The sequence below is a fragment of the Janthinobacterium sp. GW458P genome (assembly GCF_002127585.1).
Taxonomy (GTDB): Bacteria; Pseudomonadota; Gammaproteobacteria; order Burkholderiales; family Burkholderiaceae_D; genus Janthinobacterium.
Genome location: NZ_NEGZ01000042.1, coordinates 20,137 through 34,348 on the forward strand (window position 1 = coordinate 20,137; position 14,212 = coordinate 34,348).

At 65.6% G+C, this 14,212-nt stretch carries 12 protein-coding genes; 4 read left to right on the plus strand and 8 right to left on the minus strand.

All coding sequences use genetic code 11. The features are described from left to right. Window positions 1-80 precede the first annotated feature (80 nt). Genes mmsB through CBW50_RS20125 form a run of 3 tightly spaced genes read right to left on the minus strand, consistent with a single transcriptional unit; the run spans window position 81 to window position 3,733 of the window. Window positions 81-974, minus strand: a complete 894-nt coding sequence (mmsB, locus tag CBW50_RS20115; RefSeq protein WP_086147192.1) for a 3-hydroxyisobutyrate dehydrogenase — start codon at window positions 972-974, stop codon at window positions 81-83. A gap of 10 nt (window positions 975-984) precedes the next feature. Next, window positions 985-2,499, minus strand: a complete 1,515-nt coding sequence (locus CBW50_RS20120) for a CoA-acylating methylmalonate-semialdehyde dehydrogenase (protein WP_086147193.1) — start codon at window positions 2,497-2,499, stop codon at window positions 985-987. Between the two features lie 16 nt (window positions 2,500-2,515). Next, window positions 2,516-3,733 carry an ABC transporter substrate-binding protein gene (locus CBW50_RS20125; RefSeq protein WP_086147194.1) on the minus strand — a complete coding sequence of 406 codons (1,218 nt, stop codon included), beginning with the start codon at window positions 3,731-3,733 and terminating at the stop codon, window positions 2,516-2,518. 121 nt (window positions 3,734-3,854) lie between these two features. On the opposite strand from CBW50_RS20125, the gene CBW50_RS20130 reads away from it, so the two are divergent. From CBW50_RS20130 to CBW50_RS20145, 4 genes are all read left to right on the plus strand, one after another. Further along, entirely contained in the window at window positions 3,855-4,772 is a 918-nt protein-coding gene (locus tag CBW50_RS20130; protein WP_086147226.1) for a LysR family transcriptional regulator, read from the plus strand. Window positions 4,773-4,950: 178 nt separating this feature from the next. Continuing rightward, complete coding sequence (locus CBW50_RS20135) at window positions 4,951-5,481, plus strand: isochorismatase family protein (RefSeq protein WP_086147195.1); 531 nt, start codon at window positions 4,951-4,953, stop codon at window positions 5,479-5,481. Window positions 5,482-5,587: 106 nt separating this feature from the next. Next, the gene (locus CBW50_RS20140) at window positions 5,588-7,459 is read left to right on the plus strand and encodes a hypothetical protein (protein ID WP_216356381.1); all 1,872 of its coding nucleotides are present in this window, start codon (window positions 5,588-5,590) and stop codon (window positions 7,457-7,459) included. Between the two features lie 169 nt (window positions 7,460-7,628). After that, complete coding sequence (locus CBW50_RS20145; protein ID WP_086147197.1) at window positions 7,629-7,958, plus strand: tetratricopeptide repeat protein; 330 nt, start codon at window positions 7,629-7,631, stop codon at window positions 7,956-7,958. Between the two features lie 20 nt (window positions 7,959-7,978). Here the strand turns inward: CBW50_RS20145 and bla are convergent, their stop codons facing one another. From bla to CBW50_RS20170, 5 genes are all read right to left on the minus strand, one after another. Then, on the minus strand, window positions 7,979-8,935 hold the full coding sequence (gene bla, locus CBW50_RS20150; RefSeq protein ID WP_226936469.1) for a subclass B3 metallo-beta-lactamase: 957 nt from the start codon (window positions 8,933-8,935) through the stop codon (window positions 7,979-7,981). A gap of 58 nt (window positions 8,936-8,993) precedes the next feature. Beyond that, complete coding sequence (locus CBW50_RS20155; protein ID WP_086147198.1) at window positions 8,994-10,742, minus strand: M56 family metallopeptidase; 1,749 nt, start codon at window positions 10,740-10,742, stop codon at window positions 8,994-8,996. Further along, a complete protein-coding gene (locus CBW50_RS20160) occupies window positions 10,739-11,134 on the minus strand; it encodes a BlaI/MecI/CopY family transcriptional regulator (RefSeq protein WP_086147199.1) in 396 nt (131 codons plus the stop codon). Before CBW50_RS20160 ends, CBW50_RS20155 begins: the two co-directional genes overlap by 4 nt. 61 nt (window positions 11,135-11,195) lie before the next feature. Further along, a complete protein-coding gene (locus tag CBW50_RS20165; RefSeq protein WP_086147200.1) occupies window positions 11,196-12,689 on the minus strand; it encodes a hypothetical protein in 1,494 nt (497 codons plus the stop codon). A gap of 87 nt (window positions 12,690-12,776) precedes the next feature. Continuing rightward, window positions 12,777-14,117 (minus strand): DUF3422 family protein, encoded by a 1,341-nt coding sequence (locus CBW50_RS20170; protein ID WP_086147201.1) that lies wholly within the window; start codon window positions 14,115-14,117, stop codon window positions 12,777-12,779. Window positions 14,118-14,212 lie beyond the last annotated feature (95 nt).

Consider the following 14,212-nt stretch of genomic DNA (forward strand, 5'->3'; position numbering starts at 1 on the left):
TCCTGATAGCATGCACATTAGGATTGCGGCAAACAAAAAAAAAGCGCTCCCGCAGGAGCGCCATCGCCACGACAGCTGCCTTACGCCGGCGTGTCCCGCAGCTGGTAGATGCTGGAGAAATCGAGCCCGCCCGCCCCCGCCTTGCTGTGCATGTCATACAGCGTGCGCGCCAGGGCGCCCAGCGGCACGCTGGCACCCGACGCCTCGGCGCTTTCCATGGCCAGTCCCAGGTCTTTGAGCATCAGGTCGACGCCGAAGCCGCCCGTGTAGCCGCGCGACGCGGGTACGTTCTCGGCCACGCCCGGGCACGGGTTATACACTTCCAGGGTCCAGTTGCGGCCCGAGCTTTTCGCCATCACGTCCGACACTACCTTGGCGTCCAGGCCATTGGCCACGCCCAGGCGTATCGCTTCGCTGGTGCCGATCATCAAAATCCCCAGCAGCATGTTGTTGCAGATCTTGACCGCCTGGCCGCTGCCCGAGCCGCCCGCGTGGAAGATGGCCTTGCCCATGATCTCCAAATAAGGCCGCGCCGCCGCCAGCGCGGACGCTTCGCCGCCGACCATGAAGGTCAGGGTGCCGTTGGTGGCGCCCGCCGTGCCGCCCGAGACGGGCGCGTCCAGCATGGGCATGCCCTTCTCCTGTGCCGCGCGGCCCACCTGGCGCGCCGCCTCGGTGGAAATCGTCGAGCAGTCGAGCAGCAGGGTGCCGCGCCGCGCCTGCGCCAGGATGCCAGTGTCGCCAAGGTAGGCTCCCAGCACGTGGCGGCTGGCCGGCAGCATGGTGATGACGATGTCGGCGGCGGCAATCGCCGCGGCCTGGTCGTCGGACACCAGGCCGCCGCCGTCGGCGAACTGGCGCACGCTGGCCGGCAGCAAATCGAAGCCCGTCACCGCATGGCCGGCGCGCACCAGATTTTGCGCCATGGGCAGGCCCATGTTACCGAGGCCGATGAAAACGATATTTGCGCTCATCGCCGTCTCCTTATTTCATCGCAATGGTGGTGTTGACGCCGCTGCCGCCGTCGTCCGGGGCGAACCAGCGCGCCGTGACCGTCTTGGTCTGCGTCCAGAAGTACAAGGCCTGCTTGCCGTTCGGGCCCAGGTCGCCCAGTTTCGAGGCGCGCGAGCCCGTGAAGCTGAAATAGGCGACGGGCACGGGAATGGCCACGTTGATGCCCACCTGCCCCACGTCGATCTCGTTCTGGAACTTGCGCCCCGCCCAGCCGGAGGCGGTGWAGATCGAGGTGCCGTTGCCGTTCGGGTTGGCGTTAATAAAAGCGATCGCTTCGTCGAGCGTATCGGTTTCGACGACGCACATGGCGGGGCCGAAAATCTCCTGCGTATAGACGGAGTTCGACGCCGCCACCTTCGAAAATATCGTCGGGCCCATGAAATTGCCGCCCTCGTAACCGGCCACCTTGCGGCCGCGGCCGTCGAGCAGCAGCTGCGCGCCTTCGTCCACGCCCGCCTGGATCAGCTTTTCCGCCCGCTGCATGGCGGCCCTGGACACCATCGGTCCCAGGTCGGCCGTGCGGTCGCTGCCCGGCCCCACTTTCAGGGCCTGCGAGCGGGCGACGATTTCCGGCAGCCAGGAACGGGCCTCGCCCACCAGCACGACGACGGAATTGGCCATGCAGCGCTGGCCGGCCGCGCCGAACGCGGCGCCGATCAGGTTATTGATGGCCTGCTCCTTGTTGGCGTCGGCCAGCACCACGCAATGGTTTTTCGCGCCCATCATCGATTGCGCGCGCTTGCCCGCTTCGCTGGCGCGGCGGTACACATGCGTGCCCACGTGGGTGGAGCCGATGAAGGAGACAGCCTTGATGTCGGGATGGTCGCACAGCATGTTGACGACGTCGGCGCCGCCATGCACGACGTTCAGCACGCCCGCCGGCAAGCCCGCCTGGTACATCAGCTCGACCAGGTACATGGTCGAGGACGGGTCCTGCTCGGACGGTTTCAGCACAAACGTATTGCCGCAGGCAATGGCGATGGGGAACATGAAGCACGGCAGCATGACGGGAAAATTGAATGCCGTGATGCCGGCGCCCACGCCCAGCGGCTGGTAGATATTGTAGACATCGACGCCGGTGGCCGCGTTTTCCGCGATTTCGCCCAGCTGCAGGGTGGCGATCGAGCACGCATGCTCCACCACTTCCAGGCCGCGCATCACCTCCCCTTCCGCATCGGGCAAGGTCTTGCCGTGCTCGCGCGTGATCAGTTCGGCCAGGGCGCCGATATTGTCGCGGATCAACTGCTGGTACTTGAGCATGATGCGCATGCGCGCCGCCAGCGGCGTGTTGCGCCACGTTTTAAAGGCTTCCCTGGCTGTGGCGACGGCCAGATTCACTTCCTCGGGCGTGGAAAACGGCACCTGGGCGACGATTTCCTGCGTGGCCGGGTTGACGACGTCGCGCCACTCCGTGCTGGTCGAGGCGTGATGCTTGCCGGCGATGTGCAGGGGGATGGCGGGAACTGAGGTGAGGGCTTGGTTCATTTGTTTGGCTCCGTGACTATTTTTTAACGAGATTGCACGCCGCCGCATCCATAGGCTTGAACGCCTGGTCGGCGGGAATGGTGGACAGCACTTTCAGGTAGTCCCACGCGCCCTTCGATTCGGCCGGGGTCTTGACCTGCACCAGGTACATGTCGTGGATGACGCGGCCGTCGGGGCGGATCGAGGCGTTGTTCATGACGGCATCCTTGATGGGTAGCTCGCGCATTTTCTGGGCGACGATCTTCGAATCGTCGCTTTTCGCCGCCGCCACCGATTTCAGGTAGTGGTAGACGCTCGAATACACGCCCGCCTGCACCATGGTCGGCTTGGCGCCCTTGTTGAGCGCCTCGAAGCGCTTGGCAAAGGCGCGGCTGCGGTCATCGAAATCCCAGTAAAAGCCGTCCGCATAGACGAGGCCCTGGGCCGTGTCCAGCCCCAGCGCATGCACGTCGGAGAGGAACACGAGCAAGGCGGCCAGGCGCTGGTCCTTGCCGCTGCCGATGCGAAATTCGCGCGCCTGCTTGATGGCCGACACCGTGTCGGCGCCGCCGTTGGCCAGGCCGATCACCTGCGCCTTCGAGCCTTGCGCCTGCACCAGGAAGGATGAGAAGTCGGAGGCGTTCAGCGGATGGCGCACGGCGCCCAGCACCGTGCCGCCGTTGCGCTTGACGACTTCGCTGGCGTCCTTTTCCAGCGAATGGCCGAAGGCGTAATCGACGGTGACGAAATACCACGATTTCTGCCCGAGTTTCGTCAATGCCGCCGCCGTGCCGGCCGCCTGCGAATACGTGTCGAACATCCAGTGGAAGCCGTTCGGCGAGCAGTCTTCATTCGTCAGGCGCGTGGTGGCCGGGCCGCTGAACATGGCGATGCCGCCCTTCTCCTTCATCAGCTTTTGCACGGACAGGGCCACCGAGGAATTGGTGAGATCGGCGATGGCGTCGACCTTGTCGCGGTCTATCCATTCGCGCGCCTTGGAGGCGGCGATGTCGGCCTTGTTCAGGTGGTCGGCCGAGAGGATTTCGATCTTCATGCCCTTGCATTCGGCTTTCAGACAATCCTCGACGGCCATCTGGCTGGCGACGACGGAGCCGCGCCCGCCCATGGCCGAATACGGGCCGGACATGTCGGTCAGGATGCCGACCTTGACGACGCCATCGGAAATCTGCGCGTGCGCGCCGCCAAAGGAAAGGGCGAGCGCCAGCGCGCCCATGGCCAGAACGGTTTTTTTCATGCGTGTCTCCAGGTGAACGGGTTTTCTTATAGGTGTAGATGCATTCTGCATGTGTAAAAATATGCACTCAAGTGAAATTAATGCATAATTCCTTTGCAAAAATGCACAGAGAGGAATGGCCATGCTCGATTGGGACAATGTACGGGTATTTCTGGAACTGACGCGCAGCGCGGGGCTCGTCGACGCGGCGAAAAAGCTGGGCATCGACCATTCCACCGTGTCGCGGCGCATGCGCAAGTTCGAGGAGCAGGTGGGCACGCAGCTGTTCGACCGCAACTACGTGGGTTACCAGCTGACGCCCGAGGGCCACCGCCTGATGGAATACGCGGAAACGATGGAAAGCACGGTGTTTGCCGCCACCGAGGAACTGGGTGAACACAACCGATTGCTGTCGGGCCAGGTGCGCCTGGGCGCCACGGAAGGCTTCGGCGCCGTCGTGCTGGCGCCCCACCTGGCGCAGTTTTGCGGCCGCTATCCGCACATCAGCGTGGACCTGATCGCCGTGCCCCGTTTCGTCAGCCTGTCCAAGCGCGAGGCGGACGTGGCCATTTCCATCGAACGGCCCCTGTCCGGCCCCTACGTGGTGACCAAGCTGTCCGACTACCGGCTGAAACTGTACGCCACGCCAGGCTACCTGGCGCGCCACGCGCCGATCACCAGCGTGGCGCAGCTGGCGCAGCACCCGATCATCGGCTACGTGGACGACCTGGTCTTCAGCGCGGAACTGCGCTACATGGACAATGTGGCGCCCGACTCGCTGCGCGCGTTCCGCAGCACCAGCGTGATCGCCCAGTACCACGCGGCGCGCGCGGGCCAGGCGCTGGCGATACTGCCCTGCTTCGTGGCGCAGCAGTCGAATGCACTGGTGCCCGTGCTCGACGGCGACATCGACCTCGTGCGCTCTTTCTGGATGATTTCACCTAGCGAGCGGCGCAACATTGCCCGCGTCAGCGCCCTGTGGAACTACCTGCGCGGCGCCATCGATTTGAATCACGCCTATCTGATGGGCGAGACGGCCATGCCCAGCTGGCCAACTTGAGCACACTGCGGCGCGCTACACTGTCGCCACATATTAATTACTAACAACGCCTGATAAAACCGTAGCGAGCGGAAGGGAGTTGTGGTCGAGACGCGCAACTGTACGAAGGTACAGTGAGCATCGCAGGCCGCGACTACCGACGCGCAGCAGGTTTTGGCAGGTGTTTCAGGAGATCGCCATGCTGATAGATGCAAACCAGGCCGTTTTGGTCATTGTCGACCTGCAAGGCCGCTTGATGCCGGCCATCCACGACGCCGGCCTGGTGCTGGCGCAAAACCTGCGCCTGGCCAGGATCGCGCGCCTGCTCGGCGTGCCCGTGCTGGGCACGGAACAAAACCGCCAGGGACTGGGGCCCAACGTGGACGAGATCGCCGCCCTGTGCGAACGGACCTTGCACAAGACGCATTTCGGCGCCTGTTTTGATGGCTTGCAGGACATCCTGCCGCCAGGCCGAAAACAGGTCGTCGTCACGGGCTGCGAAGCCCATGTGTGCATGCTGCAGACAGCCATCGGCCTGCTCGCGCTTGGCTATGAGGTCATCATCGCCATCGACGCCGTCGGCTCGCGCCAGGCCGCCAGCCGCGACGCGGCGCTGGCCCGCCTCGGCAAGCTGGGCGCACATCTGGTGACGGTCGAAATGCTGGCCTTTGAATGGTTGCGCGACTGCAAGCATCCGCGTTTCCGCGAGGTATTGGCACTGATTAAATAGCCACTCCTTTACGCAGGATCAAGCCCAAAGGCTATCCATTTGCTAGCTTGGTAACAGCACCGCCATTGCGAGCGGCGCAACTGTCCAACCGAGCTGGAGAACCATCATGGCCTATATCCTGCGGGGCAAGCTGTGCGGCTTGATCTGTGCCGAATGTCCGGAACCGCTGTCGCACGTGATCGTGCGCCTGTACCGGCCGCGCGACACGCAAAACGTCACGGCCCTGGCCGTGGCCAGCGCCAAGGAAACCTTCGCCATCCTCACGGACGAGGAAGTGCAGGCGAAAGCGCCCTTCCTGCTGGCCGAAGCGCGCACGGACGAGGACGGCAACTACAGTTTCACCCTGGAAGGCGACTACCACGGCGAGGCCGTCGAAGTCGACGTGCTGTGTCCCACCGTGCCCCACCTCAAGCCTGGGCCGAAAGACCCCGTGCCGCTGCAGTTTTCCATCACCACCCTCCAGCCCCGCTGGCGCCAGGTCGACAACGATTTCCTTGCCGTCTGGGATTATTGCCTGCCGCAACGCTTCTGGTGCCTGGTGCGCGCCCGTTTCGGCGCCTGGACCATCTGCGGCCGCCTGCGTACCTGCGCCGCGCCGCAAACGCCGATCGCCGGCGCCACCGTGCGCGCGTTCGACGCGGACTGGCTGCAGGACGATGCGCTGGGCGACGCCGTCACGGACGCCAGCGGCCGCTTTCGCATCGATTACCTGACGTCCGACTTCACGCTCACGCCGTTTTCGCCGTTCATCAACGTGGAATTTACCAGCGGGCCGGACGTGTATTTCACGGCGCAGCTGGGCGGCGTGACCATCCTGTCGGAAACCCAGGCCGACGGACGCCAGCCAGGGCGCGAAAACGTGGGCCACTGTTTCTGCGTCGAATTGTGCTCGAAAGAGGTCTTGCCGCCCGACGTCGAAGGCGTGCCCCACTGGCAGCAGGTGGAAGTGTTCGACATCCCCCCGTTTCCCTCGCCGGCAGGCTTTTCCGCGCAAGGCTATGCGGGCGGCGCGGGCGCCTCCTACGTGTTCGGCGGCGGCGTGACCCTGAAGGGCAATTGCCCGCTGCGCAACAGCGCCATCCCCGCCAACCCGCTCGAATACCGCTTCCTCATCGGCGAATGGACGTGGCCGGGCGGCAGCGACGACCCGACTGCCTTGCCCGCAGTGGCCCCGGCCAGCCTGGCGCCGCTCACGCAAATTCTCGGCACGCTCGTCGGCTATGTGTTTTATACGAACGGACTGGGCCTGGCCGACTCGGCGCAGGTCATCATCAATGCGGGCGATCTGAAACCGGGCGGGTGGATACGGGTGGACGGCAAGCCTGTCACCGTGGACATGCGCGACGGCACGACGGCCGTCGTCAACGTGGCGCCCAACATCTTCCTGCGCACGTTCGACTTGCTGACCATCAACACCCCCGCCATCACCAGCCTGCATCCGGCCAAGCTGCCGGGCGGCTTGCCCATCCTCGACGCGGGCCGCAGCCTGACGGCGGCCGAGAGCGAACCGATACGCCGCTACCGCCTGGGCTTCGAAGTGCGCGACGGCAACACCCTGGCACTGGTGGCCACGGACGGGCTCGACTCCATCGTCTTCGACAATTCAGCCGTCATCGTCGCGCTGGACCTGGAAGAGTTGCGCAGCAATGCCTGCAACCCCATCGCGGGCGGCCTCGTGCATATCCTGTACACGATAGACCATCCGCATTTGCGCTTTTTCAATATCACGATTTCCAATAACAACGGCATCGCGCACCCGCCGCCGCCGCTGCCGGCCGCCAGTTTCACGCCGCCTCCGCCACCGGGCAATTATCTGTTCCGCGGCGGGGCCGGCGGCCCGCATTTATCGGGCAACAATGGCGGCTTCCCCGTCAACGTGGCGCTCGACCCGCCCTGCGCCTACCGCGTGGCGATTACGTGGCAGACGCGGCATTACCTGGCGTCGGCGCACAGCATCGACAGGCTGTATTGCAAATAGGCAGGCCTCAGAAATAGCCCCCTCCTGCCGCGACGCGCGCCTGCAAGGGGCAAGCGCGCGGCCGGGAAAGCAGAGTTCGGGCATCGGCAGCAAGGCCGGAGCAGGCTTGCGGACAAACGCCCCAGGCATTAATATGCAAGAATTAACTTGTATATTAATGGAGCGAGACATGCGTGAAAAGCTGGAAAAAATGCTGGCCGAGGGACGCGACAACGCCCTGCTGCGCTTTGGCCTGGGCGATGCCTGCCTGAAAGAGAACGACGCCGGGCAAGCCGCCGTCCACCTGGCGCACGCCACGGTGCAACAGCCCGGCTATTCGGCCGCCTGGAAGCTGCTGGGCAAGGCCTTGCGGCAGCTGGGGCGGCCCGATGAGGCCGAGGCCGCCTGGACGACCGGCCTGGCGGTGGCGCGCAAGCAGGGCGACCTGCAAGCCGTCAAGGAAATGACCGTGTTCGTCAACCGCCTGCACAAGGCCGCGCCGGGCCAGCCGACGCAGTAGCCTCCCCACGCGACAGCGGTTTAGTGGACGTGCGCCGCATCGGCGGCCGGCGCGGCCTCGCCCCGTTCCTTCGCCAGGCGCTTGGCCAGCAAGCCGCCCGCTTCGGCCGCATAAGCGCGGCAGGCGTTGGCGTCGACCAGGGGGTTATCCGTGCCGTTGCGCCTGGCCGCCTTGCCCAGCACGTCCGTCGTGCCCGGATGCACGGGGATGATGATGTCGCATGGCAAGGCAGCCACCTTGGCGATGCTCGCTTCGAACGCGGCCGAGACGTCCGGCGTCCTGCCTTTGCCCCCGCCCTTGCCCGTGTAAGTAAAATCGCCGCTCGCATACGGGTTCAGACTGTCCGCATACACGACGTTCAGGCAGCGCTGGCCTTCGCACGACGTCCACGTCCATGTCGTGCCGCCTGGCGTGTGGCCGGGCGTCATGCGGGCCGTCAAGGTCAACGGTCCCACCTTGACGGTATCGCCCTCGCCCACCACCTTGACCTTGTGCACCTTGGCCACATGCACGACAGGGTTGGCCTGGTATTGCGGGTCATCCTTGCCATTCGTGCCGCTTTGCAGCCCCAGTGCGCCCGAGGCGCTGGCCACCACGGTGGCGCCGCTGGCGCGCTGCAGCGCGGCAATGCCGCCCGCATGGTCCCAGTGCGCGTGCGAATTGAGGATGAACTTCACATCCTCGATGCGGAAACCGAGCGCCTTGATATTGTCGATGATCAGGGGCGCCGACTGCGGCAGCGCGCCGTCGAGCAGGATATGGCCCTGCGGCCCCGTCACCAGCACGGCGGACAGGCCGGCCGTGCCCACATACCAGCTGTTGCCATGGATATTGAACGGCTTGACGGGCGCATTCCATTCCTTGCAACTGTCGCAATCGACAGGCGTATCCTGCACCGGTGCGGGCGTCTTCGCCTGTCCTGTGCCCGCCGACATGGTCGCAACCGTCGCCAGCATCAACTTCGCCAATAGTGTCATCTTCATCTCCAGAGTGTAAAAAAGAAAGGCGGCCGCCGCGCGGCGCGCCCGGGGGGTATCAATGCATGCGGCCGGTCCTGTCGGCCAGGGTGTCGCGGATGTGTCCGGCGTCAAGCGAGCGCCGCTGCGCGCCGTCGGCGTCCAGCAGCACCACGGTGACGTGCTTGCCGCCGCTGCGCATGCGCATGCTCAGGCAGCTGCCCGCCTCGTGGCTGCTGCCCGTTTTCGACAGCAGAATGTCCCAGCCCTTGCCGCCGACGAGCGGGTTGGTGTTGTGCAGGGTGCGCCACTTGCCATCGACGGCCACGCTCGCTTGCGGGTGGCTGGTGATGCGCGCAATGTCCGGGTAGCGGGCCGCCGCCGCGACGATCTTCGCCACCTCGCTGGCCGTCGACGTATTCGCTGGCGAACTGCCGACGGGGTCCGTCAGCGTGGTGCGCGTCAGGCCCAGCGCGCGTATCTTCGCCTGCAGCGCTTGCGCAAAGGCCGCGTTGCCGCCCGGATAGGTGCGCGCCAGCGCGGCGGCGGCGCGGTTTTCGGATGGCAACAGCGCCAGCTGCAACAGCGTGCCGCGCGACACGGCCACGCCGTCGGCCAGCACGCTGCGGCGCTGCAGCGACGAGTCGCCGTCGGCGCGCGCGATGCGCAGCGTTTCGGCAGGATCGAGGCCCGCGTCGAGCACCACCATGGCCGTCATCAGCTTGGTAATCGAGGCGATGGGCACGACGGCGTCCGCGTCTTTTGCCATCAGCACCTGGCCCGTGCTGTCGTCAAACACCAGCATGTGCCTGGCGCTGACGGGCAAGTCCAGCATCGCGGTAGCGGCGCCGGCAATCGTCGCCGCCGTGACGGCCGGCTTGCCCTGCGTCTGCAGCAGCAGGGTGGCGCCGGCCAGCAGCAAGGCGGGCACGGCCAGCTTCCAGCCGCTGGCGGCCGGCGCCGGCGCCATCAGGGAACGGATGCGCGTGAGCAGCGCCCCGCCCCGGGCCGACATGGCCAGGCCTGGCTGGCGCAGTGCCCCCGCCTGCAGGGACAAGGCGTGCAGCGCGCTGGCCAGCCGCTGCGGGTCTTGCAGCGCCTGCGCGGCCAGCGCGTCGGCCACCTGCTCCCGTTCGGCACGCATGCGCGCCGACAGCCACCAGACGACGGGGTGAAAAAACAGCAGCGCCTCGGCCACGCTTTGCAGCAGGTTGACCAGGTAATCCCAGCGCCGCACGTGCGCCAGCTCATGCGCGAGCAAGGCTTCGACCAGCGCCACCGGCATGCCGCTCAGCAAGGCGACGGGCAAGAGCACGACGGGACGCCAGAAACCGAGGGTGACGGGACCGGACAGCCCCRCATGCAGCTTGAGCGGCAGCGCCTGGCGCAAGCCCATGCGCACGGCCAGCGCATCGAGGCGCGCCTGCCAGATGGCCGGCGCCGCCACGGCCTGGCGGCGCAGCTTGCCGACCCAGGCCAGGCCCAGGCACAGGCGCAAGCTCATCAGGCCAACGCCGGCGCTCCAGGCCAGCACCAGGGCCGGCAGCCAGGCAGCGACGGCGGAGCGCCACGCGGGCAGCGCCGCCATGGATGCGCGGGCCTGCGCCGGCCCGCCGTCCAGCAGCAGCGCCAGCAAGTGCGCGGCGGGAATGCCCAGGCACAGCAGCAGGGCCAGCGCGCACAGCGCATAGCGCCAGCGCGGGCCCGCAGCGCGCAGCAGCCACAGCCCCACCGCGGCAACGCCGCCGATCAACAGGCCCTGCCAGACGAAATACAGCAGCACCCAGCCCAGCGCGGGCAGGAAGGCATCCATGATGGGCAGGCTCATGGCTGGCCGCCGTCCCTGTCGCCACGCAGGATCTTTTCAATTTCCACGCGTTCGGCGTCGCTCACGTGCTCGCGCAGGGCCGTCAGCACCAGCGCCTTGCCGGAACCGGAAAACACCTTGCCGATCAAGTCCTTGAGCAAGCTGGTCTGCAGCTTTTCCTGCGCCTCGACGGCCGCATACAGCTGCGGCCGCTGGCTTTCATCACGGCTCAGCAAGCCCTTGCCATGCATCAATTGCAACTGGCGCAGCACGGTGGCGTAGCTGGCGTCGGCACGCTCTTCGGCCAGGGCGTCGTACACGGCACGCGCGTCGGACGGACCCCGCCGCCACAGGATGCGCAGCAAATCCAGTTCGGCGGCCGTGGGATGGGGAGTGGAGGTATTTTTTAGCATGACGCTAGAATACCGATTCTAGAACTCGATGTCTAGAACTTTTTTTCTAGTCCATGCCTGACTAAAAATCGCGCAGGCGGTCGAACAGGGCGTACAGCGCCGCCACATCCGGCAGCGGCACCTGCGTCAGCACCTGCTCCAGCGCCACATAGATTTCGTCGCGCTCCACCGTCTCGATGACGCTGGAACGCCGTTCGATCTGGTTGAACACGCCGACGTAGGCGGCGATCATCTCCTGCGCCGCGGCTTGCGCCGTCCCGGCATCGTTCGCGCCGTCGAGCGTGCGCGCCGTGGCCAGCAGCTTTTTATACGCCTGCGCGGCCTTTTTGGCATAGGCCGCCGCAATGTGCGCGCGGCCATCCCAGTCGCGGAACGGATTGTCCAGGTTTTCCGCCAGCCATTCCGGCTTGCGCGGCCGCGTCACGGACAAGTCCAGACCCAGCGCCGCCGCCTTTTTATAACTGGCCTTGATGGCCTTGGCGGCGTCGGCCGGCAGGCTGGCCAGGCACAGGCTGGACAAGGCCGGCAACTGCGCCGGCGCGGGGAAGTCATCGGCACCGTAGCCAAACAGTTCATACGCGGTGAAGGAGCGCAAACGGTCCAGTCTGGCGATGCTGGCCACGTTCGACGCCAGCCCCGGCTTGCCCCACACGGTCAGGTCCGTCAGCACGGTGAAACGCTGCGCCACGGCGTCGAAATCGACCACCGGCATCGCGCTCAGCGACAGGCGCGCCAGCTGGTCGAGGCCGTGGAATGGCGCCAGGGCGCCGGACAACTGCAGCCGCAGGAAGCGCCCCGCATGCGGGTCGTCGATGCGCAGGGCGGCCGACGGCGCGCCATTCAGTATCAGGGTGCTCACACCCTCATTCAGGCGCAGCGAGCGCAAGCCTGCGCCATGCACGACGAGGCGGCTGACATTGCTGTTGCGCAAGTCGAGTTCGCTCTCCGTCGAGGACTGCCACTGCACTTCGTTGATGATGGGGTTGCCGTTGATGTAGGCGGCCAGCGCCGCGCTGCCGTGGCGCGTCTCGATGGTCGTCAGGCAAGGCAGCCGGTCCAGTTCGGACAGGTCGCCGATCGCCTGCAGGATATCGTCGCCGATGCGGCTCGTCTTCTGGCGCACGGCCTGGCCGCCGACCATCACTTCCTCGCTCGATGCCGCCTTGAAGCGCCGGCACCTGGCCGGGTCGAGCTGCTCCCAGCGGCGCTGGCGGTACACGCTGTCGCCCATGTGCCAGCCGCCGCTGTAGCTTTTCACTGCCGCATCGACCAGGGGCGCGACATTGGCCACCAGGGTGTAATGGCGCGGCACTTTTGCATTGGCAAAGCTGTGGTCGTGGCGGCTGTTCCAGAAATAGTAATCGCACACCAGCGGGCGCATCGCCTGCACGGCCGCGGCATCGGGCAAGGCGTCGCCCGTCCAGTCCAGCTGCAAAATGGCGGCCAGCGGTGCGCTGCCGGACGCAGCATCGTCGATGGCCGTGACCTGGCAAGCCACATACTGCTGCAGCCTGTGCGAAAACACACTGTAGATATCTCCAACCTTGGCAAGCACGCTAATTTCCTTGTAGCAAACAATGAGGTCAGCACGATAGCAAAGATTGGCGGCGCGCGGCGTACGCGCCGCCGGAGCATCCCCGGCTCAGTCCGCGTGCAGCTTGTGGTGCATGCGGCGCAAGCCCAGCCAGACGGCGCCCGCCACGAAGGGCACCAGGGCGCCGACGAGGATTTCCGGATTCACGGGCAAGCCCAGCACCTTGGCCGCCTTGCCCGTGTAGCTGAACAGGCCGATCACGTAATACGAGATGGCGGCCACTGACAAGCCTTCCACCGCTTGCTGCAAGCGCAGCTGCTGGGCCGCGCGGGCGTTCATCGATTGCAGGATTTGCCGGTTTTGCAATTCCTGCACGATGCCCACGCGCGTGCGCAGCAAGTCGTTGGTGTTGGCGATGCGCTGCGCCATGGCTTCCTGGCGGCTGGACATCGCTTCGCAGGTATTCATGGCCGGCGTCAGGCGGCGGTCCATGAATTCCTCGACCGTGGGGATGCCCTCGATGCGCACTTCGCGCAACTCCTCGATGCGCGCCTTGACGAGGCCCATGTAGGCTTTCGAGGCGGAAAAACGGTAGCTATTATCGAGTGACAATTTTTCTATGCGGGCCGCCAGGCGCGTGATGCGGTCAAGCAAAGCTTGCTCGGACACGCCATCATCGCCGGCTCCCGGCGCGTCGTCCGTGTCGACCATGGCGGCGGCCAGGGTGGCCAGCTCGTTTTCGATGGCATTGAGCGACGGCGCCGCCTGCATGGCGTAGGGCAAGCCCAGCAAGGCCATCATGCGGTAGGTTTCGATTTCCAGCACGCGCTGCACCAGCCGGCCCGACTGCTGCGCGCGCATGCCCGCGTCGCGGATGACGAAACGGCTGAAGCCGTCGGACTGGATCGTAAAATCCGTCCACAATTCGCCGCCCTGCAGCACTTTGCTGCCGGCCAGGGTATTGCCCTCGAACACGCGCGACAGGCCCTGCATGAAGATTTCGGCCGGCTCCGTTGCCTGTTCCAGCACCACGTGGGCGGCCACCATCAGCTTGCCCTTCAAGCCCGCCAGCCATTGCTGCGGCAACTGTTCCAGGGGCATGCGCTCGAACGCCTGCTCCAGGGGCAAGGCAGCGCCCGGATGTTCGGCGAAGGTAAACGTGGCAAATTCCGTGTGGCATTCCCATTTCAGGCGGAAGCGGCCGAAGTCGTAGTAAAAATACTTGGCTTCGGCGTTGGGAGGCGTGACGCCGAAATGCGTGCACAGGGCCGCCAGCGTGGCGTGCTGGGCCGCCATATTCGACGCACCGGGCGCGGCGCTGTCATCTTTATACACTGCCAGGTGGGTGATCAGTTCGGGGGCGTCGAGCTGCAAAAACGGCCGCGAGTGGATTTCCGCAGCCAGCGGCACGCGCAAGGCGTGGTTCAAACTGGAGTTAATCAAGTGCATGATAGCCAAAGGTAAAGTTGCAAAACTGCTTAGACCCGCGCGCGTGCTGCCGTGCCCGCGGCGGGGGTCTGATTGTCACAGTGTAACAAAGCAGA

Bases quoted from the DNA above. Each gene is read 5' to 3' on its own strand.
- mmsB (WP_086147192.1), bottom strand. From the start codon at position 974: ATGAGCGCAAATATCGTTTTCATCGGCCTCGGTAACATGGGCCTGCCC.
- CBW50_RS20125 (WP_086147194.1), bottom strand. From the start codon at position 3,733: ATGAAAAAAACCGTTCTGGCCATGGGCGCGCTGGCGCTCGCCCTTTCC.
- CBW50_RS20130 (WP_086147226.1), top strand. From the start codon at position 3,855: ATGCTCGATTGGGACAATGTACGGGTATTTCTGGAACTGACGCGCAGC.
- CBW50_RS20135 (WP_086147195.1), top strand. From the start codon at position 4,951: ATGCTGATAGATGCAAACCAGGCCGTTTTGGTCATTGTCGACCTGCAA.
- CBW50_RS20140 (WP_216356381.1), top strand. From the start codon at position 5,588: ATGGCCTATATCCTGCGGGGCAAGCTGTGCGGCTTGATCTGTGCCGAA.
- CBW50_RS20145 (WP_086147197.1), top strand. From the start codon at position 7,629: ATGCGTGAAAAGCTGGAAAAAATGCTGGCCGAGGGACGCGACAACGCC.
- bla (WP_226936469.1), bottom strand. From the start codon at position 8,935: ATGACACTATTGGCGAAGTTGATGCTGGCGACGGTTGCGACCATGTCG.
- CBW50_RS20160 (WP_086147199.1), bottom strand. From the start codon at position 11,134: ATGCTAAAAAATACCTCCACTCCCCATCCCACGGCCGCCGAACTGGAT.
- CBW50_RS20170 (WP_086147201.1), bottom strand. From the start codon at position 14,117: ATGCACTTGATTAACTCCAGTTTGAACCACGCCTTGCGCGTGCCGCTG.